Source organism: Neorhodopirellula pilleata (assembly GCF_007859915.1).
Lineage (GTDB): Bacteria > Planctomycetota > Planctomycetia > Pirellulales > Pirellulaceae > Rhodopirellula > Rhodopirellula pilleata.
This window is the reverse complement of sequence record NZ_SJPM01000002.1, coordinates 867,464-891,623: the sequence shown is the minus strand read 5'-3', so window position 1 is coordinate 891,623 and position 24,160 is coordinate 867,464. Positions and strand designations below refer to the sequence as shown.

General features: G+C 55.7%; 13 protein-coding genes. 7 read left to right on the top strand and 6 right to left on the bottom strand.

All coding sequences use genetic code 11. The annotated features are described in order from the left end of the window. Positions 1-326 precede the first annotated feature (326 nt). Both Pla100_RS08405 and lpxD read right to left on the bottom strand, forming a co-directional pair. Positions 327-1,241, bottom strand: coding sequence for an LpxI family protein (locus tag Pla100_RS08405; protein WP_146577183.1), 915 nt, complete (start codon positions 1,239-1,241; stop codon positions 327-329). Continuing rightward, positions 1,238-2,437: a UDP-3-O-(3-hydroxymyristoyl)glucosamine N-acyltransferase gene (gene lpxD / locus Pla100_RS08400; protein WP_146577182.1), complete on the bottom strand. Its 1,200-nt coding sequence runs from the start codon at positions 2,435-2,437 to the stop codon at positions 1,238-1,240. The genes Pla100_RS08405 and lpxD overlap by 4 nt, the downstream gene beginning before the upstream one ends. Before the next feature lie 333 nt (positions 2,438-2,770). Here lpxD and Pla100_RS08395 point away from each other — a divergent pair, with 333 nt between their 5' ends. After that, a complete protein-coding gene (locus Pla100_RS08395) occupies positions 2,771-5,233 on the top strand; it encodes a TonB-dependent receptor (protein ID WP_231602842.1) in 2,463 nt (820 codons plus the stop codon). A gap of 324 nt (positions 5,234-5,557) precedes the next feature. Here Pla100_RS08395 and miaA read toward each other — a convergent pair whose 3' ends face one another. Beyond that, positions 5,558-6,613 (bottom strand): tRNA (adenosine(37)-N6)-dimethylallyltransferase MiaA, encoded by a 1,056-nt coding sequence (gene miaA, locus Pla100_RS08390; RefSeq protein WP_146577374.1) that lies wholly within the window; start codon positions 6,611-6,613, stop codon positions 5,558-5,560. Between the two features lie 152 nt (positions 6,614-6,765). Here miaA and Pla100_RS08385 point away from each other — a divergent pair, with 152 nt between their 5' ends. Both Pla100_RS08385 and Pla100_RS08380 read left to right on the top strand, forming a co-directional pair. Next, positions 6,766-7,332: a GNAT family N-acetyltransferase gene (locus tag Pla100_RS08385; RefSeq protein WP_146577181.1), complete on the top strand. Its 567-nt coding sequence runs from the start codon at positions 6,766-6,768 to the stop codon at positions 7,330-7,332. Between the two features lie 83 nt (positions 7,333-7,415). Then, on the top strand, positions 7,416-10,922 hold the full coding sequence (locus tag Pla100_RS08380; protein ID WP_231602841.1) for a DEAD/DEAH box helicase: 3,507 nt from the start codon (positions 7,416-7,418) through the stop codon (positions 10,920-10,922). 384 nt (positions 10,923-11,306) lie between these two features. Here the strand turns inward: Pla100_RS08380 and Pla100_RS08375 are convergent, their stop codons facing one another. Together Pla100_RS08375 and Pla100_RS08370 are read right to left on the bottom strand one after the other, a co-directional pair. Beyond that, positions 11,307-12,059: an SOS response-associated peptidase gene (locus Pla100_RS08375; protein ID WP_146577180.1), complete on the bottom strand. Its 753-nt coding sequence runs from the start codon at positions 12,057-12,059 to the stop codon at positions 11,307-11,309. 26 nt (positions 12,060-12,085) lie between these two features. After that, the gene (locus Pla100_RS08370; RefSeq protein WP_146577179.1) at positions 12,086-16,195 is read right to left on the bottom strand and encodes an FHA domain-containing protein; all 4,110 of its coding nucleotides are present in this window, start codon (positions 16,193-16,195) and stop codon (positions 12,086-12,088) included. Positions 16,196-16,674: 479 nt separating this feature from the next. Here Pla100_RS08370 and Pla100_RS08365 point away from each other — a divergent pair, with 479 nt between their 5' ends. The 4 genes from Pla100_RS08365 (at position 16,675) to Pla100_RS08350 (ending at position 21,363) form a co-directional block, all read left to right on the top strand. Then, entirely contained in the window at positions 16,675-17,091 is a 417-nt protein-coding gene (locus Pla100_RS08365; protein WP_146577178.1) for a TraR/DksA family transcriptional regulator, read from the top strand. 81 nt (positions 17,092-17,172) lie between these two features. Continuing rightward, entirely contained in the window at positions 17,173-18,174 is a 1,002-nt protein-coding gene (locus tag Pla100_RS08360) for a stage II sporulation protein M (RefSeq protein ID WP_146577177.1), read from the top strand. A gap of 10 nt (positions 18,175-18,184) precedes the next feature. Beyond that, entirely contained in the window at positions 18,185-19,996 is a 1,812-nt protein-coding gene (locus Pla100_RS08355) for a DUF4129 domain-containing protein (protein WP_146577176.1), read from the top strand. Then, positions 19,996-21,363 (top strand): hypothetical protein, encoded by a 1,368-nt coding sequence (locus tag Pla100_RS08350; RefSeq protein ID WP_146577175.1) that lies wholly within the window; start codon positions 19,996-19,998, stop codon positions 21,361-21,363. The genes Pla100_RS08355 and Pla100_RS08350 overlap by 1 nt, the downstream gene beginning before the upstream one ends. Positions 21,364-21,721: 358 nt before the next feature. On the opposite strand, the gene Pla100_RS08345 is transcribed toward Pla100_RS08350, so the two are convergent. Further along, positions 21,722-24,139, bottom strand: a complete 2,418-nt coding sequence (locus tag Pla100_RS08345) for a site-2 protease family protein (protein ID WP_146577174.1) — start codon at positions 24,137-24,139, stop codon at positions 21,722-21,724. Positions 24,140-24,160: the final 21 nt, after the last annotated feature.

Sequence of the window (24,160 nt, the reverse complement as noted above, 5' to 3'; positions counted from 1 at the left end):
GTGGGCAGGACATTCAGTTCGGCACGCGAATGATGGTTCACCCAGTGCTCTCGTTCTCTAGGTGATTGACGAGTACCACGATTCCCATGAACCCCTCCCAAAGGGTGGGGTTCTTCTGCCTTGCTCCGCTGGGCAACTTGAATCGGACCACAAAACTGTCCATCTCGAAAACCAATCAAGGTTTCAAACGCAACGGCATCAATCTACGGACTTGTGTGGTACGACGAGCTGCGTAAGCGAGGGATAGTTGATATTGACTCATCCCTCGCTTACGCTTCGGGTTACGATTCAATCAACACGCTGTCACACGTCATATTAGGATGAAATCAAGCGGCCGCTCGCGCCGCCTGCTGGGCGCCCGAGATGGCGACAATCGCGATGCCGAGTTGATCGGCCAGAGCGATCGTGGCTTCCTGGTCGAGAACGATCGTGCGGTCCGCCTCGATCACGATCGCCACGCCACCCGCATCGGCCACGTTTTGAACCGTGTTGGTACCGATCGTGGGCACGTCGAAACGCATGTCCTGATTCGGTTTGCTTACCTTGACCAACGTCCACCCGCCGCGACGGCACAATTGACCGGCGCGTGTGATGCAGGCGTCGGTGCCTTCGATCGCTTCGACTGCGATCACGGTGCCGTCTTTGATCGCGACGGCTTGGCCGATGTCCAATCCGCCCATCGTTTTGGCGATCGTCCACCCGAACTCAGCGTCACTGGTCAAACGGACCGATAGTTTGCGACGCGTTAAATTTCCCGACTTCACGAGTAACTCCGGGGCGAGCGAGGTTGCCGAACAGATTTCAATCTGGTGTCGATGGTAGGTGTTGATGACGGCGGTCAACAATCGATCATCTCGGGCATCTCGTCGGCGACCGAAAAGCATCGGCCAAAACGTGCGCAGGCACGTCAGGTCCGGTGCATGTCGCATCCACAATGAGCCGCCATAAAGCAGATCGGATTTGAACAATTTTCCCGCCATCGTGACGTGATGAACATCTTGTTTCTTGAAGAAACGCAAGTGCTTGCCGAACCGTCCCACGCCCGACCAAAGAATTTCGTCGCATACCGATGCGATTTCTGGTTGCGCGTGTCCGGTAATCGCGACACAGACGACCGGATGCCCATCGGCACGTAACCGAGTGGCGACACGAAACGGGAAACTTCCCCAACCGGCGATCAAGCCGACGGTCTGGCCTGGGGCCAATGCCACCGGCGAGTCATGGATCGCTTCGTCGTTCATGCCGCTTTGCAAGATTGACTGGAGGCATCCCCATCACGCGTCGCCTTGACCGATTCGTTGGCGGACGCGGAACTCGATCCCGGTTGCAATTGGGCGGTGAGTTCCTCGACTTGGCGGTTGAGTCGCTTGACTTCGCGGCGAAGTTCCGGCAAACGTCGCTGCACGGCGATGATTTGCATCTGTTCGCGTTGTGACGTCGCCGGTGAGCCCAAATAAACGCCTGCGGAAAGGTCTTCCATGACGCCCGATTGAGCAGCCACGATCGCGCCGTCGGCCAAATGAACGTGGTCTTTCAACCCGACTTGGCCTGCTAGAATGACGTAATCGCCCGTCGAGCAGCTTCCCGCAATGCCGACCTGGCTGCACAGGAGATTATGCCGGCCGATGCGACAGTTGTGAGCGATCATGACCTGGTTATCGATCTTGGTGCCTTCACCGATCAACGTCGCCCCGTAGGTGCCGCGGTCGATCGTTACCGACGCACCGATCTCCACGTCATTTTCGATTTCGACGTAACCGAGTTGGGAGGTGGGGACGTGGCGACCGCCTTCTTGGCGATAGCCGAAACCGTGGGCACCAATGACCGAACCGGCATGGATGACGACGCGATCGCCGATCCGACAATAGGAGTACATGGTGACGTTGGGAAACAGGGTGCAGTTGGCACCGACGGTACAACCGGCGGCGATCGACACTCCCGCATGAATCTTGCACCCCGGTCCGATCGTCACGGCCGCGCCGATCGACGCTGCGGAACTAATTTGTGCGGAAGGGTGGATTTGAGCGGTCGAATGAACGCCTGCTCCGGGAACATCGCTGTCCATCGGCGGGCGAAAATGCCAGATGACCGCCGTGAACGCGGCATGTGGATCCTCGACGACGATTTGCCAGGCGGGGCCTTTGCCTTGCAAGTTTTCCGCCGTCAAGGCGACCGGCGTCAGCAAGACGGTTGCATCGGATGCCTGCGCCGCGGCTGAGTTTTTGGCTTGATCGATCATCGTGATGTCGCCCCGGACGGCTTCCAGGGGTGGGGCGGCACCGGTGAAAACCAGATCATCCTGACGCGATGGCGACAACAATTGATTCTTGCGATCGACCAATGGTTTCAGTTCCCCGCCGGTCAATTCGAGCAACTGCGAGACGTTAAGCGAGGCGGCATCGACGTGGAAAGCGGAGATTGAGCTGACAGTGGTCATCCGATCGATTCCTGAACAAGATCTCTGAATGGGTTCAAGAGTTGCTTGTAGCGATTTCCGTTTTGGTAACGCAACCGTAAAAACGATCGCATTTGGAGTTAGCTCCCCGTTCATTGCCCGCAAAGTCGACGCATCTTTCCAAATGCGCGGTCTGATACGGAAATGCGATTTAACCTCGAGAATTGGAGTAATCGTCAGAGCCCACAGAGTCGATGCATCAGGGGGGCGGGAGATACGTCCCGTTTTTTCATTATTGGATACCCCGCAGGTATGCGGGTTAGGCGAGAAGTCCGGCCAGAGGTCGGACCGCTCGGGTCTGGGGGGACCAAGTAGATGTTCAATCGTAGAACTTTAATGGGGACCATCGGGTTCTTAACGCTAGGGCCGATGATCGGGTCAGCGGACGAACCGCGATTCGATTTCCTGCGTTACGCCGAAGCGATCGATAGCGACGTTCAAGGCACGATCAAGCTGATTCAGGCCGAAGAGACTTCCAACGAAGTGATTCAGCCCCCTGACGTTCCGACGCAACGGGATCCGCTGTCTTCGCTGCGCGAAACGGGGGTTCGTATTCGACGCACTTTTGATCCCTCGGACATAGGGAAATTTCGTCAAGCGGCACTTCCCCAGGTAGCGGAGACGGACCTTTCAACACCCGCGCAAGTTCAGGTGAACGAAGCGGTGACTCAGCGGGTTGATACCGGCGTCAGCGCGACCGCACCGGTCAACGTCATCCCGGCGAGTACATTCGCGCTGACTTCGCAACCGGACGTGGCCGAAACGCTCGCCGAGGTGGCCGTCGCGCCGACGGTGAAAACGCAACGACGCAGCCCGATCGCGATGGAACCTCGCATTCGAGGTTATCACGGCGGCCAAATTTACACGATGATGGACGGATCCTATATGACCCCCGTGCGTCCTGACTTGGACGCATTGCTGACCAAGGTCGACCAATCACTGATCGGATCGAGCCAAGTGATCAGCGGTCCGTATGGTCTACGATACGGTAGTGGTTTTTCATTCATCAACGTGGATACACTGCCGACGCCCCGTTACGACCAACTAGAGAACCACCTGCGTTTGGGAACGCACGTTCGTCCCAACGGCGGTCAAACTTATAACACGGCCACGTTGATGGGTGGGGGCGACGTCGGTGGTTATTACGCCAACGTCGGCTATCGTCGCGGGAGCGATTATGAAGCGGGCAACGGCTTGGATATTCCCTCGAGTTACGACGCTTTCAATTTGTTTTCCGCCTACGGTCGTGATCTCGGTGACCACCTCAAGATGGAAACCAAGTTCAGTTTGCTCGACCAAGGTGAGACCGAATACGCCGGTCAGTTCTTTGACGTCGATAGTCTGAAACACTACGGTCTCTCACACAGTTTCATCTACGATAATGATCGAACCGGCATCGGTTTCCGACTCGACGGATGGATCTCCAATACGGACTTTCGGGGCGATACGGATCTAGGTGGAAAACGCCGCGATGACTTCCCTGTACTCAATCGCGTCGATTTCGCGCTGGCGCAGAATCCCGGTCTCGGTCCGATCGCTGCGGACCCGCGATTCAGCGGTGACGTTGAAGGTGAATTGACGACGACCGGTTATCGGGCCGGCCTCACCAACGGCGGCGACGATCGCTACTCGTGGGGTGCGGGCACGGACCTGCGATACGTGCGGCAAGACATTGATGAAAGTTACGACATCCGAGACTTTGGATTCAATGATGCCGACGGATTGTTTCAAACCGGCTTGCCGCAGTCGGAACTGATTGATGCCGGGTTGTATGTCGAAGGAACCGCCAAGTTGCTCGAGCCTTGGAGCGTCGCCGTGGGAGCACGTGTCGGGTTCACCAACACCGAAGCCGACGCCGACGAAGTTCGTCCTGAATCGAACTTCCGGGATGCCGGTGGGAATCTGATCGCCGACCTTTCACAAAACGATACTTTGGTGTCTTACTACTTCAACAATGACTTCGAATTGTCGCAGAACTGGACCAGTCGGATCGGGTTTGGTTATGCCGAACGATTGCCGGACTTAACAGATCGTTACAGCGACGGGTTGTTCTTGGCTGTGATTCAGAGCGGGTTCAGCCGCGTTAACGGGAATCCGGATCTGGACAAGGAGCGTGCATATCAAATCGACGTTCGGTTTGACGGATCGTACGAAAACATTCGCACCCGCTTGAGTGCATTTCACGCTTGGGTATTGGACTACAACACCTACGCCGCCAACGAGATCGGTGATCCGAGCGGTGCGCGATTGCTGCAAGCGGTCAACACGGACGAAGCCACTCTCGCTGGTTTTGAAGGTTACGTCGAAGCCGACATGACCGACGCGTGGCAATGGTTCGGGTCGATCGCGTATGTCGATGGACGCGACCGTGAAATCTCGCAACCCTTGCCCGGCATTTCTCCTTTGGAATCCCGAATCGGAATGCGTCTGAGCGATACAACACCCAAGCAGGCTTGGGGTTTCGAAACCGGTTGGCGGATCGTCGATAATCAAGACCGTTTGGCTTCGTTACGTTCGGTCAACAATGCCCTGCCGCCGGTGGCCCTCGAAACCGAAACACCTGGATTTGCGACGGCATATTTGCGTGGATTCTATCGCCCCAACGATCGTTGGAGTTTTACCGGCGGGATCGAGAATCTGTTCGATCGTAATTACTACGAACACCTCAGCCTGCGGCTACCGGCGGAGGATAACATCGCACCCGACCCCGATTTTGAACCGACGATCGTGTTGTCGCCCGGCATCACGCCGTACATCGGTGTCGAGGTCGAATACTAGTGCTTAGCATCGCGTGAACATTAACTGCCGCATTGAGAAAGTGGCATAGGATTCCAGCCTTTTTATACCCCACATCTTTTTTGACCCCCACGAGCTCGTCTCGTGGGTGAATAAGGCTCGCAAGCTAGACAACGACGCCCTCCCAACCTTCCGATTTTCACTTGTGCTCGCCGCTTGAAGCGGCGAGCACAAGTGAAAATCGGAAGGTTGGGGCAATTGCGGCTCGTGTCTAGCTTGCCAACCTCGGCTTCCTGCCAGACGAGCTGGCAGGGGAGCAATACATGAGGACTTGTGGGAGATAAGAAGGCTGGAAGCCTATGACGCTTATTGTTCACGCGATGCTTGTTCGTTTAGGGCAATGCTGCTAAACATGTGTGGCCAGTTCGCTTGCACAATGCCGACAATTTCGTCGGCAAGTTCGTCCAGCGATCTTGCCCGATCGTCTTGATGCGTGGCGACCGATCGGATTTCCGAGAACGATCGGAACCAAGTTTCCTGCCGACGTGCGAGCCGTCGAGTATGAAACAAAACTTGCTCGGCGACCGCGTCGACGTCCCACGTTGTCGAGTTTGACTCTTGCGAGACCGCTTCGATCGCGTCGAAGATCTCGCGATAGCCGACTGCGGTCCGGGCGGTCTTGGAGAGCGGATCGTTACCATTCCAAAGACACTTGGCTTCGTCCAGAAGTCCTTGTTGAAACATCTTACCAACACGTTCCTCGATTCGCTGATGCAGAACCGCTCGCGGCGTCCTCAAGGCGAACACGAGACCCTCCTCCGCTTTTTGGCGGCGATGGAAGTGTGTTTGAAAGTGACTCATCGGGACGCCGGTCGCTTTGGCAAACTCCAACGCCCGGGTCATTCGACGCACGTCCGTCGGATGGATTTTGTTTGCCGACAACGGATCGACTTGTTTCAAACGAGATCGCAACGCGTCGACGCCATACCGCTGGACGTCTTGAGCAACGGCTTGCCGAAACGATTCGTCGGCGGGTGGGCCGGGATGAAATCCCTTTAAGATCGCTTTGAGGTACATCGGCGTGCCGCCCACGAACATCGGCACGTGTCCGCGAGCGAGGATCGTTTCGACGCAATGATGCGCCCGCTCCAGATAGCCGGCGACGCTAAACTCGTCGTGCGGATCGACGATATCGATCAGGTGATGGATGACGCGTTCTCTCTGGTCCGACGTGGGTTTGGCCGAACCGATGTCCATTCCGCGGTACACGGCGATCGAATCGAGCGAAATGATTTCGATCGTCGGACCGCCTTTCTCGCCCGCCAACCGTTCGGCCACGCCGAGCGCGAGTTCGGATTTGCCCGATGCGGTGGGTCCGGTCAGAACGATGACGCGATCAAAGAGGGACTCAAAGGGCGTCATATTCAAAAAATGGTTTCCGATCCGGACCAAGACACGCTAGAAGCGGGGGGAACATGTTAAACTCAGGTGACTCGAACAAACCAATCGATTGTTCGGCAGTTCATCATGAGTGTTCAGAATGTTAGCGCTTCGTCAAAGGGGGTTGACCGACGATGGGGATGACGTATTTCCGCCGATTCCGAATGGAACTTTCCCTCTGCGATTTTGACGCGGACTGGGATCGGGATGCGTTGACCTCGTCCGGCTACACCTTGGTGGGATTCGAGGAAGGCTTGATTCGCGAACATGCCCAGGCAAAATACCAAAGCTTTCGGCACGAAATGGACTCGGACGTTTTCCCTTGTCTAGGCCGCCGTGACGGTTGTTTGCGTTTGATGCGGGAAATCGCCTCACGGACGACGTTCGTCCCCGGGGCCACATGGCTGGTCCGTTACCAGGATCGCCGGGGGGGGCGAACCATGCCGGTCGCCACGATTCAAGGGATCGAGCAGGACGGATGGGGCGCGATTCAGAATCTCGGCGTGATTCCCGAGCACCGTGGCCGCGGATTAGGCCGGCTGCTCATGCAAAGAGCGGCGGCGGGATTTCGGGCCGCAGGACTTGAAAAGATGAACTTGGAAGTCACGACGGCCAACACGCAAGCGTTGCGATTGTACGAGAAGATCGGTTTTCGTCGATCGAAAGTAGTCTACAAGGCTTGCGAGATCGCTGGCGTTTAAGCGCGAAGGGTGTATTCGTCCAACCCCTCCGACGGTAAACTTTTCTGGCATAATCCGACCGCCACTCTCGCAAGGATGCCCTCATGGCTCGCAAGCAACGCCCAACGCTACCGAACCGATCGCCAAAACAATCGCTGGCGATCATGAATGCGATCGCCAAGTTGCGTGCCAATCGCGAAAAGATTGAAGACGATGAGGACGACTTATTCGAGTCACCGGCATTCAAACTTCTTGCGTCATCGGTGAAACCCAATCGTGCATTGGAATGGGCTCGTAAGTTCGAGGCGATCCTCTATCAGGTCCCCGATGAATTGTTCGATGCAGTCGATGCATCGTTCAAATGTGAAGTCAGCGCGATTTACGACAGTGGCGAGATTCATGGAACCTGTTTGCATGGAGGCAGAGTTTATCCGGTTTTCGCGCGGCAGACGTTCGAGCCGACGCCGTCCGGTTGCGCCTGCAGCACCTCCGGTGGCGAACGCCCCTGTATCCACAACGCGGCGTTCTTGTCCTTCTTGAGGCGGCAACTGTTCGGCGCTCAGACGAGTCTTCATCAAGATATCAATCAAGGGCGATTCTCATCCGGTCAGCCGAACTACGATCGATATCGACCGGACCCGGTGCAAGAATTATTCGGCGATTTGGATCAATGCATCGAGAAACTCGAACGCGTCGGCGTTGATGGAAACGACGACACCTTGGCCCCTCGAGCGAATCAGTCTGATCAACGTTTGGCCTGGCGTTTGGAGATGAAAAACAACCGAATCGAGTTTTATCCGATCGTTCAGCAACCTAAAAAACGCGGCGGTGGGTACACGAAGGGACGTCGCTTGACGCTCGAGGACGCGGCCCAAGATTCGACCCTTCGCAAAACGCCCCAAGACCTTCGAGTGTTAGGGTGCATCCGTTATTCGGATAGCTACCACCGTTATCGTCCCGAAGCAACCTTGAACGTGTTCGATGCGGTGGAGAGATTGATCGGCGCGGACAACGTTTTCAACGATACCGAACCGTGGACGATCCGTCGCGATTCGATGGAGTTCGAGTTGATCGAAGTCAGTGATCATTACTGCGTTCTGAACCATCTCGCCGGCAGCGATGAATCGGTTAAAGAATTTGATCGCGATCTTTTGATTCGGCGGGTCAGTGATCCCGAATTCGCGCGAGCGACTCCGCAGAACAAATTCATGGCACACGATGCTCGTGGTCCGATCTTGCGTTTGGAAATGCAACGTCACTTGATCGGATTGATCGACGCCTCGCCCGGCATGGCCGAACCGATCTTTAAGCTCAGTCAACTAAGGCCGGTTCCCAAAGCTCAGGGACCGGAACTGGCTCGTCGCTTGAACTCATTGCAAAACCAAATTTCGGTCAAGGTGCCCGAAGAGTTGCTCGGCCCCAGCGTCCCAGCGTCGGTCACCCATGTGGTCCTATTGCGGAGCAACGCCGATGGCACCCTCGATGTGGCTCTGCGTGTACGCGATGCAACCGGACGTTTGCGAAAACCGGGGACCGGTCCGGCGTTCGCCCCTGAAACCAGAGACGGAAAGTCCATTCAGGTTTGTCGCAACTTGCGCGGCGAAGTACGTCATGCCGAATCGATTGCCGAGCGATTCCATTTCCAAGAACAATCCGATCACGAGTCACTGATCGGCGAACATTTCGCGGCTCACATTTCCAATTTTACTGACGCATTGGATTTGATCGATCGCTTGCAAACTTTCAATCGCGAAGACACCCCCGAGTCCGAACGATTAGAAATCTTGTGGGATCGAAACAGCGAAAAGCCGGTCTCGGTGCTCGGCAGCATCTCCAGTAACAACGTGCGTGTCGAAGTCCAAAAGAAACGCGATTGGTTCGGCGTCACCGGGCAGTGCGAAGTTGGGGGAAAGCAAATCGAATTGAATGATTTGTTAGAGAACTTGTCCGGTGACGATGCCGAACGCATTCACGGCGACTTCGTTCGCTTGAAGGACGGTCAATGGGCTCGCATCAGCGAGAAGTTGCGGCGTCGGCTGCGGAGCATCCGTGACGCCACCCACAGCGATCGCAAGACCTTGAAGCTCGACGCGACCTCCGCACCGGCGATGCGAGACATCATGGCCGACGGCGAGATCCAACTTAAAGCGACCAAGGCGTGGCAAGATTGTTTGAAACGATTGGCGCGGGCGGAGAAACTCGTACCAAAAGTCCCCGACAGTCTCGACGCGACGTTGCGTGATTACCAAATCGAAGGTTTCCAGTGGCTGCGACGACTCGCCGAATGGGGCGTCGGCGGCGTCTTGGCCGATGACATGGGTTTGGGAAAAACGTTGCAGACCCTCGCCGTCGTTCTGGACCGCAAAGACGAAGGCCCGACGTTGGTGATTGCGCCAACGAGTGTCGGTTTCAATTGGGTCCGCGAAGCCAATCGATTCGCGCCGGAATTGAACGTTCATCTGTACCGCGAAACCGACCGCAAGGAATTTCTATCAACCGTCGGGCCTGGCGATCTCGTTGTTTGCAGTTATGGACTGGCATTGCGTGACGAGCAAGAACTATCGAGCGTGGAGTGGGGAACGCTAGTCCTCGACGAAGCCCAAGCGATCAAGAACAGTCGCAGCAAGACCTCTCGCGCGATTGCCGACATCCCGGCGAAATGGAAGGTGGCGTTAACCGGAACGCCGGTCGAAAACCATCTCGGCGAGTTGTGGAGCCTATTCCACGTCGTGTCGCCGGGCGTGTTCGGGGGTTGGGAATCGTTCCGGAAACGGTTCGCCGCCCCGATCGAACTCAAGGACAGTCAAATCGCGCGAGAGAGTTTAGCAGAGCGCCTCAAGCCGTTCGTGTTGCGTCGCAAGAAATCCGAAGTGCTGAAGGATCTTCCGCCGCGTACGGAGATGAATTTGTACGTCGACTTGTCCGACTCCGAGCGGGCCGAATACGAAAAAATTCGACTGCAAGCGATCGGCGAAATCGAAGAGGTCGAAGCGATCACGACGACCCAAGACCAACGATTTCGGATTCTGGCCATGTTAACGCGATTGAGACAGATCAGTTGCAACGCGGCGCTCGTGAATCGGAATTTCAAAGGCGAGTCGGCTAAGTTACAGCAGTTGATCGAAACGATGACGGGGCTCAAAGAGGAAGGCCACCGGGCGTTGATCTTCAGCCAATTCACCGAGCACTTAGGATTGATCCGCGCCGAACTCGAGGCCAAGGGATTCACGTACGAGTATCTCGATGGCTCGACGCCCGCCAAAGCAAGACAAGAACGCGTCGATGCGTTCCAGAATGGGGCCGCCGACGTATTCCTAATTTCACTCAAAGCAGGCGGCACCGGTTTGAACCTGACTGCCGCAGACTATGTGATTCACATGGACCCGTGGTGGAATCCGGCCGTCGAAGACCAGGCCACCGACCGCGCCCACCGGATCGGTCAAGACAAACCGGTCATGGTGTACCGGATCATCGCCCGCGGGACGATCGAAGAAGAAATCTTGGCGCTGCACGAAAGCAAACGCGACCTCGTCGCCGGTATCATGGAAGGAACCACTGCGGCGGGCAAGCTTAGCAATGAAGAACTCATCGCGATGCTGAAACGAGGCTAGTGCTTCGTTAAACCCTAAAATTAGGGTTAGTGAAGTCAGCCGACGGCGCTAGGAACGTGTTGATTTAGTTCGCATCGTAACCCGAAGCGTGAGCGAGGGATGCATACAGATGATTTAATAACGCTGAATCCCTCGCTCACGCTTTTAGAAGTTGCGCTTTTTTCGTAACCCGCTGCGTAAGCGAGGGATAATTGATATTGACTCATCCCTCGCTTACGCTTCGGGTTACGATAAACCAATGCCACAGGCAAAAGCGCAACTTCAAAATGCGTAAGCGAGGGATAGTTGATATTGACTCATCCCTCGCTTACGCTTCGGGTTACGATTGAATCATCAAGCCGTTGCGTATCGGGTTATGAATCATCCGGGCTGGTTCTGGACTAATCATTCTGTGCCGCGGATCCCAAGTTCGCCGACCGCTTCGATTGCGGCGAGTTGTTCGTCACGTTTGGTGAGATGTTCGGCTTGCCGTTTTTTCCACGCCGGTGCCATCTCCCTTGCGACCGTCGCGTTCAAGTCGGGAACCATCGCGTGTGCCCGCAATACGTTCCATGACTCGTCCACTGATCGCGGCTCCCGCGAGATCCATTCGTCGATTCCGTCGTCGGACAGGAAGAATGGGCTGCGGTGATGGCCGTGCTGCATCACGATCGGCAGTGCCGGTCGCATGATCAAGCTCATCGTCAAGACCGCCGGCATCGATGAAGACGACTGGTCGTCGTCACCGGTCGCATCGAACCATGTGTAAATGGCCGCCGCGATCATTGGGCGGTCCGATTGAACGGAAAAATCGACCTCAGTGCCGGCGGTGTCACCCCAATAGCATGGCTCGCGAAAGCTACTCATCGGGACGACGCAGCGATGCGACTTGATCGATGAACGCCATGGCCATTTATCAAGATTCTCGACCCGTGCGTTGGTCAACGGACGCTTTTGAGCCGCCGGGTCTTTGCCGAACGGGATCAACCCGAATCGCATCGGTAAAAGTTCACGTTGCTGATCACGATTGATCGCAACGACGGGCGTCGGCTGGTTAGGAAAGACATCTTGGGCGACTTCGAAACGCTGCGACAACATCGCGTCGAACAATTCGCCGAGCGTGGCCAGATTTGTCTTGAGATTGAAACGATTACACATCAGAGATCAAGCGACCAGACACTGCGTCATTCCTCTTCGGTGACGTTTTCGGCTGCCGTCGAAGGTCGAGTGCGGCTACTCAAATCGGTCATTAGTTCGAAGCCTTCCTTGACAAACACCGCGGCGGCGATGATTGCGGCGATCACCGCGACCACCTTAAGCATCATCAAATCAATCATTGCGACGGCAACCAATCCGCACATCAAGGCCACGCCGGCATAGATGAATTTCAACATCGCTTGAATGCGAGTTGAATGACTTTGGGAGCGATGGCTTTGGGTGATCGCGCTACGAGCGGATTCGTTAGCCAATTCTCGCATCGCCGAAAGATTGCTGTTCCGTTCGGGAGCTTGCGAGCGTGGAATCAATGGTCCTTCGTTTTCGATCGTCCCCGATTCCTCATCGCCTTGATCGATCGATTCATTTCGAGATACAGTCGATGCCGGTGCATTCGTGGGTGATGGCATCGCCACAGGTGCCGACACGGGTTTCGCAATTTCAATTGCCCTGGGGGCAGGTTTGGAAACATTCGTCACATTCGACGGTGTTGATTCGTTGGTTGCGGGCGTTCCCTGCACTCGCTGCAAGAGGCGATTCATATATGCCTCGATCGAGTCATCCTCTGGATCGTCGCTCGAGTCCTTGTTCGCTACCCCGTTGTCGGCAACCTTGGGTTCCGTTGCCACGACCGTACGGGCGGTCGCTTCTTGTCTAGCCGATGTGACGACACTCTCGGTCGCGATCACCTCTTCAGCTTCACTAAAGACATGAGAGACCGTTGAGGAAACGTTCACCGTCGAGCCACCGAAAGACGCATCAATGGTTTGATCGCCTGCGTCTTGCATGTCTTGTGATCTGAAACCGTCTTGCAATCGTGATTCTGCGGTCGACGACAGCATCGCCGCGTACGGCGAAGCAGTTGCTTCGTTGTCCTGAAATTCGACTGTCGAATCCTGGGCGATCATTTCGGTTGGTTGCCACTGGGCAGTCATGTTCGGCAACTCGTAATCTTCCGAGCTCTCATCGTTGCTTGTTGAATCGATCAACGCGTCGGTCAGTGCGCCGGTGAACATCGCTGTCATCTCGGGATGTTCAAAATCTTGATCATCATTCGCGCCGTTGTTGAAGTCATTCGTTTCGTGCTTGGCAAGCCCCATCTCACGAAGTAAACGATCACCAAGTGACTCTTCGGCTTGAAGCTCCGGCTCAAACGAAGATTCACTTTCGATGCTAGCCTCGGCTTCGGAATGAAACTCGGCTTCGGAATGAAACTCGGCCTCGAATGGGGATTTTGATTCGAACGTGGATTCCGAATCGTAATCGGATTCCAAGGTGGCGTCAGATTCATCCGGCGATAGGTGACTGAGTGAACCTAGCGTCGATTCAATCGGCGCGTCGTGCGAGGCTTGGTCCCATAGCGGCTCGTTCCACTGTTGGCGCGATTCAAATTCCAGACGCTCTTCAGGTTTCAGGTAAGACTGGTCTTCTTCGGGCCACTGCGGTTGAGCCTCTTCGATGGTCGCCATTGACGGCCCGGTCGACGTTTCATCGAAGCGATCTTCATATCGTTGAGAGACATCGTCGGACCACTTGGCGCTCAGGTCTGATTCCCCGGACTGCAAATCGCCAGACATTTCTTTGGCGGGCGAGGTTGGAGATACGTCGGCTTGATCGGTTGCTGATTGAACCGAGTACATTGGCCACACGTCGTCATCAACATGATCAGCGTCGTTGTCCTTCGTTGTGTCGATTTCGCCATGAGAAGTAGGAGCCTCAACTGCAGGCTCTACGACAGCAGATGGTGGTTCATCCGATGGCGTTTGCTTTAGTTCTGAGGATACGGATCGGATCTCCGACTGTGCAGGCGCGATCGATCGGATCGGGGCACTGTCTTGGTGGATCAGGCCAATCATTGCTTGAGCATCGTCGCGTTTCGCATCGGCAATATGCTCGTCTGCGGGGACCTTCTGTTCGATGGTTTGGCGAGTTTTGCGTTCGAGCGTTTCGATTCGATTGAGCGTATCGTCGTGTTCGCGATTGGAGCGGTCGTACAGCAGTCGGGTCTCTTCGGCGTCCTTTTTGGCCTGATCGCGCTGGCGTCGCATGCTTTCTTGATCGTTGACGGCTTGGTCACGTTCACGTTGCATGGCTTCGAGTTCGCGTTGAGCCTCGGCAAGCTTGCTTTCAGCTTCGGCGCGAGACGCTTCGGCATCATCGCGAGCGTGTTCCGCCTTTTGCCATTGATCCCGAGCCTCCGAAAGCAGACCTTGTGCGTCGGTGCAACGAAGCTCGGCCGTTTCGACGCGTCGTTCCCACTGTTCGATTTGCTCCTGGGACCCGGTCAACTGTTCGGCTATCTGGAGTCGTTGTTGCTCGATTTGATCGCGTTCTTGTTTGGCCGCTTCGTATTTTAAAGTCGCCTCAGCGAGCCGTTCGTTGGCAGCATCCAGTTCAGCTTTGGTCTCGCTGCAGAGCTGATTGGCGGCGGCACACTCTTTCGCGGCGGCCTCTTGTTTTTGACGAGCATCATCGCGTTCAAGATGAGCACCGGAAAGTTGTTCGGCTAACCTTTCATTTTCTTCGCGAAGTTTAGTCAGTTGCACTTGAGCACTGGCGAGTTCGACCGTTAGCTCGTCGACATTCCTCCGCAGCGATTCAACTTCCAGCGTCCACGAATCGCGATCATTCTCGTGCCGTTGCTCGCTCGAGCGAATTGAAGATTCCAGATGAGCGATGGTTTGGCGAGCTTCGTGATATTCTTGGTCGAGCTTGGCCGCGTTCCCACGTGCGGCAGAGATTTCATCCTGCAACAGGCCGATCTCGGCGCGAAGTTGCTCTTCGATGGCCTCGAGTTCATTGCATCGCTGTAACGTCTTCTCGCGACGAGCCTCGCTAAGTGCTCGCGCGTCGATTTGCTCGTCACGCTGGCGGGCGATCTCGTTGCACTGTGCCAACGCTTCGTCGCGTGAGTCGGCGAGTGTATCACAGCGAAGTTGGTGCTCGCGGTTCCGTTGAGCTTCGAGTTTTTGCAGGATCTCCTGTTGCTCGGTGAGCTGCAACAGTTGTTCATTGAGTGACGCGAATTTCGTCCGCATTTGCTCAACGGCGGCATTGGCCGCGTCGGCCCGCTCGTGGGACCGGCGAAGGCGTTCTTCGGATTCGGCGATGAGTTGTTTCTGAGCGGAATCGACTTGTTTGAAACGTTCATGCTCGCCGAGTAGCTTTTCGATCTGCATGCGGTGCAAACGATCGCGGCCGTCCAAACGCTCTTGTTGCAACCGCAAATGCTCACGTCCGGCTTCGAGTTCCTCTTGTTGCAACTCGATCTCGGTTTGACGGCGGCGCAGCTCATCGTAGCGTTGGGTGAATTCGTCATGAACTTCCAGTGCGGCGGACTCTTGAGTCGCTAGCTCATCCTGACGTTTTTGGAACAACTCCATTTGTCGGTCGAGTTGTTCACGTTGTTCGGCGACTTCACGTTCGCGTGTCCGGCACCATTGTTCCCGGCGTTCCACATCATGCTTGAGCGCTCGCCAATGTTTGGCTTCGTCATGAAACGATTTTTGCCATTGGTCGAGATCGTCTTGGGCTTCCGGCTCGGGCCTTCGTTTGGGTGCTTCGTAGTCTCGTGTGTCCGGATCGGAATCGCGGTGTGAAGTGGGTCGGCTCGGGTTTAGCGACAAAGGCGTATTGGCGAGCAGTTCGAATTCATAATTTCCCAACCGCAAACGATCATTCAGTTCCAACGTGCCTTCGGAGATGCGAACGCCGTTGATTTGAAACGGAACGGCATAGGCGCGCACGAGCACCCGTTCATGATCCCGAATCAAGACCGCGTGCAAGGGACGCAAGCTCGGATCGTCCAAGCGGATCGAGCAACCCACGCCGCTGCCGAGCGTGTACCGGGCTCCCGACAAACGCAGCCGACGAGTCGGCTGGCCCTCACAACGGACGCGAAATTCCAAGCCCGCTTCGTGGTCCCATTTCGACGGCGACTTCGCCCACGCCTGAGTCCCCGACATATCGTCCGCGTAGGAGTCCTTGATTCCCTGCCCCAGTTCGAGGGCGGAGGAAACAATGAACGCCGAGTCGTGGGCCAGATCGTCCGATTGGGTGGGTCGCGCCGTGGTTTTCACTGCGTTGCCTATCGTTGATTGTGTATTCGATTGAAGTCCAAATGGGCGTTCGCACGTCCACTTGTAACGGTTGGATCGGTTATTCGACTCGCGGGCATGAAGGGAACTGCCCGGTTTTCGGAACAATCGGCAAACTCAACCCACTGTGACACGAGGGGCGAACGCTGTTCAGGTTGACTCATTACCAAAATGTCTTGTCAATGAGCGGTTTCCCGCCCGAATATCTTTTTAGCGGCAAATCCGAGGATTCGGCACAATCGTTGCTACCGAGGGAAAAATGTCGGCGTTCGATTGCTTTTTTGGCTTGATAATTCGTGAAAACGTCTACCCTTGCACGGGAAGACGGGTTTTCGCCTCATCGGTCGTGAACTTTGCGATCCCGCCGGACGTCTCAACGGGTGCCCGCGTGGCAACCAGGATTGCCCGAAAAGTAGTCACCCCCCGTCCGCAGGCCTCATGCTTGAACGAAAGGTAAACCAATGTCACGTCAAGAAACTCTGAAAACCCTCCGCAAAACTCTGTTGCGTCGGCGGGATGCGCTGCGAAAAGCCTTGGTCGGTGACCTGAGCCTGCTGCGTGAATTGCACCAACAAAAGACCGGCGACCCACTCGATGCGGCGGCCGATACCGTTCAAGACGAACTCAATAGCCAACTCGTCGAGGTCGAAGCCCGCGAACTGGCAGCCATCGAAGAGGCGATTGCGAAGTTCGACAGTGGGAATTTCGGGGACTGCGAAGAGTGCGGCAAGCCGATCCCTTTGAATCGGCTCAAGGCGCTGCCTTACGCGAACGAATGCATCGAGTGCAAACGCCGCGAGGAAATGGACCTCGAACTCGAAGGGTCCGCCCCCCCTTGGAACCGAATCTTCGACATGACCGAGGTCGACCCGGTTTAACTCGCCTTCATTCGGTTATACTCGCGGCTCGCCCCCAAGGAACAACACCCAAGGAAAAAGCGGGCCGCTTCGGAGTGACGAGTGAACATCGCCAAACTGCTTGATAAACGACGGTCCAATTGGACCGAATTGGAACGACTCTGCGAGGCGATGGAAGTCGGTGGCCGGACCCGCAAGGCGGGTGCCAAGTACGCCGGCCCCGAAGGCATCACCCGTTTCGCCACACTCTATCGCGGAGCGTGTGCGGATTTGGCATTGGCCGACGCCTATCAATTGCCGCCGGCAACGGTCACGTACCTGCATCGTTTGGTCGCCCGGGCACACAACCAACTTTACCGCTCGGGTAAGTTTTCCGCGGCGGGATGGGTTGACCTAATCTTTCGCGATGCTCCCCAACAAATATTTGCTGATCCCTGCGTGCGGATCGCCACGATCGTCTTTTTCGGTCTGTTCTCGCTGTCGATGTATCTCGGCTACCAACAGAACCTCTTTCCCGAATTCGCGCAAACGATCGTCGGCCAAGCTCAACTGGACCAAGTCGAGGAGATGTACGAGCTAAAAGTCGACGGCTCGCTGAATCACTACGTCACGATGTCGGGATTCTACATCATGCATAACACCGGCATCGGGCTGAAGTGCTTTGCCTATGGCATCTTGATCATCCCGTGCTTGTTCATCCTTGCTTTCAACGGCGTCAGCTTGGGAACGATCTTCGGTTATATGGCCCGTGAAGATGTCGGCGGCAGTGACAATTTTTTTCACTTCGTGACCGCCCATGGTCCGTTCGAGCTGACCGCGATCGCGTTGTCGGCGGCAGCCGGTTTGCGGTTGGGCGTGGGTCTGTTTCACACCGCCGGATTGACACGAATGGATTCGATGCGATTGTCGGCTCATCGCAGTGTTCCGATCATGTCGGCGGCGGCGACGCTGTTTGTTCTTGCGGCGTTTACCGAGGGGTTCTTATCGCCCAGCCCCGCGCCCTATTTAATCAAGGCGATGTGGGCGATCATGTCGTCCGCGCTGATTAGTTTTTACTTCGTCGTACTCGGCTTTCCCCGCGAAGTTTCACCTCGTTCCCATTGACTGAGCGTCCTTGCAACTCGACCAAACCAATGTCGCGATTCGCGTTCGAACGTTATCGGAAATCGGTGACTTGTCGCTGATGATGGTCCGCCGTTATCCGCGTGCCTTTGTTCGGGAGTTCATCTTGGGCGCGGTGTTTTGGATGATCGTCAACACGATTTTGCTCGGCTGGATGACGCTCGATTTTTCCAGTAACGAAACTTTCGAAGGCGAAACCGACGCATTGTTTTGGCGTTATTTGATTTGGATGGCGACACTCGTATTTTTGCAAACGCCGATCGCGGGTGTGCTGTCGACGTATTCGCTCGGACAATCGATCTTCGAATCACAGCCACCACTGCGGCGTACGCTTCGCGAATGCCGCAAGATGTTTTGGCCGCTCGTTTGGACGCTCGGTGTTAAACGAATGGCGATCCCGGCGGTGGCGATCGTCGCTTTTCGATGGGGCCAGGAGTCTAGCGGGTTTTATGATGTCGCCTTGCCGATCACATTGGTTCTTGTTGCCTCGGTGGTCCGTAGCAATCGACCGTTCCTTGCCGAGATGATTTTGTTGGAACGATGCCCGATCAAATCGCCTTCCCCCAACGTGATCACATTGGCCCGCCGATCCAAAGCGTTGCACACGCCGTTGTCGAGTGAACTGGGAGGTCGCTTTCTGAGTGTCGCATTAGTTCTGTCGGCACTGCTCGGATGTGTGTTTTATTCGATCTTCTGGGTCCGCGGCATCACACTGAGTGACTGGACAGTGGACACGGTGGCAATGTTGGTTTTTTATCCATTGGCGTTGTGGGTCATCGCCTCGCTGAGTGTCGTAGTGCGGTTGCTCGGCTATCTCGACGCTCGAATTCGTTTGGAAGGTTGGGAAGTGGAACTTGCGATCCGGGCCGAGGCGATTCGGCAATTCGGAGAAGACATCATGTCGATTCCGACACCAGCGGAGATCGTCGATTCGCCGGTCACGGGCAACTCGTCCGGTGCGACAGCGTCTCGGGTCGGTGCCGGGACGGCGATCTTGCTGTTCGCGTTGATTAGTTGTGTCAATTCACATGGGTTCGCCCAAGACGTATCGCTCGATTCGGCGTCGGAGACTCGATTCGATCCAGTTGTGGCAGATTCGGCTTGGTTCGATTCAGAGTCCAAAACGATCGTGCCCATCGAAGTAGTCGATCGACGCACCGACACACTCAATCGCGAATCGCGTTGGACCCCGAAGCCGCCTCAATCGAAAGCCAAGACGGCCCAGAAAAACACTCCACCGCCCGCCACGACAGGCCCGACGACGTTTTGGGGAGCGCTCACTTGGGGCAATCTGTTCGGTTGGTTTTTGTTGTTTCTATTGATGTCGGCGTTGATCGCCGCACTCGCGTATGTGTTTGCGAACAGTTCGTTTGATTTTCGTCCGGCCCCGATCCAGCAAACGCTCGTCCGTCAAGAGTCACTCGACGATCAAACCAAACGGCGTATCGCCGAACTGCCCGCCGAGCTTCGTGATACCGACGTCCATCCTCGCACCGAGTTGGAGCGTTTGATGCAGCAGGGCGATTATGATCGCGCCATCATTTTTCTGTATGGACATCAACTCTTGATGCTCGATCGCGCCGCTTGGTTGCGATTGTCCCGTTGGAAAACCAACCACCAGTACGTGCGAGAAGCTCGTGGCAACCGATTACCGGCGGGTGATCTGTTGGCCGAAACGGTGCAGGCGTTCGAGCGTTCTTACTTTGGTCGCCACAGTCTCAACGGCGAGCAATTCAACTTACTTTGGCAGAATAACCTGCAACTCGAATCGATGATCGCTCCACCCGCCGTAGCGAAAGCCTGATGAAATCAAACGATTGCCCGGTCCGAATACCGCAGGGGTTCCAAGCCCTTTTCGTTTTGATTTGTTTGACCTGCCTCGGATGTTCTGGTTTTATCACTGAATATGGTGAGAGCGATGGGGTTCAAGGTAATCAAAGTCTCAACGGATTCGGAGCATTCCGAAACGCGATCGGTCAGTCCGAGACTGCACCGGAGGTCACGATCAATACCCGTGATCTTTCTCGGTTGTCGTCCCGGGCAGAACGATTCGACACATTGGTTTGGATCCCCAAGGCGTGGCCACCGGCCAATGAAGCCGCGGTGACGACATGGTTGAATCGCTGGTTGCGGAAAGGGCAAAAGTCGATCGTGTTCGTCGTCCCCGACGGAGGCAGCACGGAGGCTTATTTTCGCGAGGCGGCCTCGGTCGCACCGCCGCAACAACGCCTGGAATATCGTCGTCGACTTGCCAATCTGATCAACGAGCGGTTGCTCGAAGACGGTCAACGTCGCGACGTGCGTTTGGGCGATTGGTTCGTGGCCGAGGCGTTGCCGTATCGCCAAATTCTGTCCGATCGCCGGATTGCGGATTACGACTTAAGCGAAGTGCCTGACCGGGAATCTTCGGCGAGTGGCCAAGATCTCAATGATGACTCGATCGACATCGGTGAGATCGAAATGGTGGATATCGATGACGAGCAGTTGTTGGCCGAAATTGACGAACTACTCGACATGGCGGACGACGAAGCCGAACTCCCGGCTGAAATCGTCGATCCGATTCAATTCGAATCGCTCGGGCAGGAAACAACCCCTCGCTCCGGCAATCGAAAACTACTCACAACGCTCGCCCGGATTACCGATTCACGATGGGCTGACTCGCAAATTCTAGTGGTCGCCAGCGGCGGTTTAATCACGAACTACGCGATGACGGCCGCCCCGGCGAACGAATTGGCAAACGAGATTTCGGACTCGATCTCGCGAACCGCCAAAGCAAACGATAACGAGGGTAAAAAAATTGAGATCGCGTTCTTGTCGTCCGATGAAGGTCCGGTCCCGGTCTCCAACCTTCAACCCGGTGCACCGGTCGCCACCGGAATGGAACTCTTGACGACTTGGCCGTTGAGTCTCGTCACGATGCACGGCGTGTTCTTGGGCGTGGTGATGTGTTTGATGTTACTGCCGGTGTTCGGGCGGGCACGTCAAGTGACCTACAACCGAACGACCCATTTCGGAAACCATCTGTCGGCGATGGCCGCACTGATGCGCCGCAGTGACCGCAATGTTAACGGGACTTTATTCGCCCGAACCAAGATCAGCCAATACCTCAAAGTCGTCCGAGGCGAAACGTCAGGACCGTGGGTAATGCCCGAGTCGAAAGACAAGAATTAAGGGTCCTCGGTTTAGCATCGCGTAAGAATAAGTGGCATAGGCTTCCAGCCTTTTTATACCCCTCATCTTTTTTGACCCCCACGAGCTCGTCTCGTGGGTGAATAAGGTTCGCAAGCTAGGCAACGGCGCCCTCCCAACCTTCCGATTTTCACTTGTGCTCGCCGCTTCAAGCGGCAAGCACAAGTGGAAATCGGAAGCTTGGGGGAATTGCGGCTCGTGTCTAGCTTGCCAACCTCGGCTTCCTGCCAGACGAGCTGGCAGGGGAGCAATACATGAGGAATTGTGGGGTATAAAAAGGCTTGGAAGCCTATGCCACTTATTGCTCATGCAATGCTTAACCAAGGCGAACGCCTTTCGGTTACTTGTCGAAGTCGGACGTGGGAATAACGTAATGCAATGAGAAGTCAGTGAAACCTTGGCGTTGCAGGTGCGCGATGATCGCAGATACGGTCGCGGTGTAGTCGCTCGCCCGGTGCAAGTACAACGACACAAATTCACCTGATTCGGACTCCATCGCCTCGTTGTTGGTGTCTTCCCACTCGCCCTCTTCCCATTCGTCCTGAGTCGTTTCGTCATCGAATGCATCAGGGTCGATCGCGTGAGCGTACTGGTCCGCCGTCATGACCTCGCCGCTGACGTGAGCGGCGAACGCATAATGAGGCTGGCTCGAATCCCCGAAACCTAAAAATCGATTCTCTGGGTCAAGAAACTGATCCATCGTCGGATAGAGATTCTCATTTTCCTCGTAATCGAAATCGTCGAAACTCTCGCCGAGCTCCTGGCGTTTCTTTTCCCTTGCGATCTGGCGTTCTTCGATATGTTTTGCATGTTGATGGGTTGCCGATTGGAATGCCTGGTACTGGCGAGCCACTTCGGCTTGTTCGCCGGAGAGCTCGTCGATTAAGTCGGCCGTGTACTTTGCTTCCAACGCACGAACCTTGGCTTGAAACGTTGCCGCCCGGGTTGACGCCACCATTGCATCTTGGTCCGGGCTTTCGCCATCGTAGTCCTTGTATTGAGCCTGGTACAACTTATTTCGCATCTCGAATAGCTGAGGCGCACTTTCAAGGGTGATTCCGTTGACGAGGGTTTGAAGAACCTTTCGATTAGCGAGTTGTTGGTCGGTCGGTGGATCGATTGGTGACCAAGTCGGCAGGTAAAGTCGATCCGCGGTCACGCCGACCATTTGAAAATCGGTCTCGACGATCCGTTTAGCTTCCTGTGGATTGGGGGCCCTGCAAAGTAGCTGAATCGAGTCATGGTGCATGCCACTGATGACATGCACGATCGGTCGTCCCGGCACCGGACCGTTCGCCGTTGAGGGCGAGGGATTGTGGCTTTGATTGGTAACCGGGCTGGATACCACCATCGGTGCTAGCCATGTGTCCTTCGGGTCGACTGGTTTGAACATCGCTTTCATGCGTTCTCGAAATGCGCCAGCGTCAAACTCGTCTTCATCGTCTTGGGCAGATGCGGTCGCGAATTCGTTCAGAGGTCGGTCGGACTTTTTCGGAACGGTGGCCAACAAGACATTGCCGATCCTTACGTGGGTGTACTGTTCACGGTCCTCCGGATTCATTTGTTTCAATTTCGCATTCAGTTCACCGGGTGAATCGAACCGAGCCACGCCGAGCAAGGATGCTTCGATCGGTTCATCGCCAAGGAAAAACTGCGTATCGGAAACGTCGAGCGTGACAACCTGCGAGGTCGAGTCGAACATCCCATCGCTAAAGAAACCACCCCAGAAAAACTCTCGCATCGCGAACATCGTCGTTCCACCGACCAGCGCAGCCATGAACGATCCTCCGTACATCAGCCAGATGGCCAGTGTCGCGACGGCACCAGGGGGGCGGACGATCAACGACTCATAAATCTGAACGATCAAGGCTGCTTTCTGCGGCGTGGCGACTTCCGACAACGCCGTCGATTGCATTTCTTGGTTGAGTAGCTTGATCGCGTCTTCAGGGATCTCATCACGCTCGGGCGCCGGCAAGGGGCGGTCACGCATCTGGCGAATCAACTTGGATACTCGAAACGTGGTCGGCAAGGAGATGATCAACGGGATAGCAAAGAAGAATAGAATTCGGCTGCCGATAAAGAACGCGAACGCCAACATGATGACAATTCCGAGCATGCGGGCGAGTAGTTCCAACAACGGCGAACGACTGAACACGGTCAGGTGCATAATCCATCCACCATCGAGCGGCATGATCGGCAGCAAATTGAGCGCATTGAGAAACAAGCTCATGCCCCCGAGTTCGAACATCCAGTCGATCTGCTGGGCGGATCCTATCCACATCAGCGGAAGCGCGGCGATGATTCCTGGCAGCGGACCCGCCAGATAAACGAGGGCTTTCTTCCACCCGGCGATATTGAAGTGACGGCCACTCACGGCCGCGCCTAAGAATGGAATGAAGAACATTTTGACGTTTCGGTATCCGAACGCCTTCATGGCGAGGTAGTGTCCCGCTTCATGAAATAGCAGCACGGCTACCAAAATGGCGATCATCTGCGGCGTCCACCACGCGATGCCGGCCGCTACAAACAATCCTAAAGAGACAAACAAGACGAGTAGTTTGGTGAAGCCACCTGTGTTCTTTGTCTCAATCGTGCGAACCGCCTGGATCAATTCCCCCGACACGAGTTGCCCGGGTGACCATTGAATCGGTGGAGATTGGAAAAAGGGATCAGCCGAACCGCCGGAATCTGAGGCGGAGACGAGAAACGGATTTCGGGGCGTCGCCGTGTCTGGCGGATCGTGATCGGTGTTGCTCATGCCGATAAGCTACCCTGCCCG

Coding starts and splice junctions, on each gene's coding strand:
- Pla100_RS08395 (WP_231602842.1), top strand. CDS start 2,771: ATGTTCAATCGTAGAACTTTAATGGGGACCATCGGGTTCTTAACGCTA.
- Pla100_RS08365 (WP_146577178.1), top strand. CDS start 16,675: ATGTCACGTCAAGAAACTCTGAAAACCCTCCGCAAAACTCTGTTGCGT.
- Pla100_RS08350 (WP_146577175.1), top strand. CDS start 19,996: ATGAAATCAAACGATTGCCCGGTCCGAATACCGCAGGGGTTCCAAGCC.
- Pla100_RS08380 (WP_231602841.1), top strand. CDS start 7,416: ATGGCTCGCAAGCAACGCCCAACGCTACCGAACCGATCGCCAAAACAA.
- Pla100_RS08385 (WP_146577181.1), top strand. CDS start 6,766: ATGGGGATGACGTATTTCCGCCGATTCCGAATGGAACTTTCCCTCTGC.
- Pla100_RS08375 (WP_146577180.1), bottom strand. CDS start 12,059: ATGTGTAATCGTTTCAATCTCAAGACAAATCTGGCCACGCTCGGCGAA.
- Pla100_RS08405 (WP_146577183.1), bottom strand. CDS start 1,241: ATGAACGACGAAGCGATCCATGACTCGCCGGTGGCATTGGCCCCAGGC.
- lpxD (WP_146577182.1), bottom strand. CDS start 2,437: ATGACCACTGTCAGCTCAATCTCCGCTTTCCACGTCGATGCCGCCTCG.
- miaA (WP_146577374.1), bottom strand. CDS start 6,613: ATGACGCCCTTTGAGTCCCTCTTTGATCGCGTCATCGTTCTGACCGGA.
- Pla100_RS08345 (WP_146577174.1), bottom strand. CDS start 24,139: ATGAGCAACACCGATCACGATCCGCCAGACACGGCGACGCCCCGAAAT.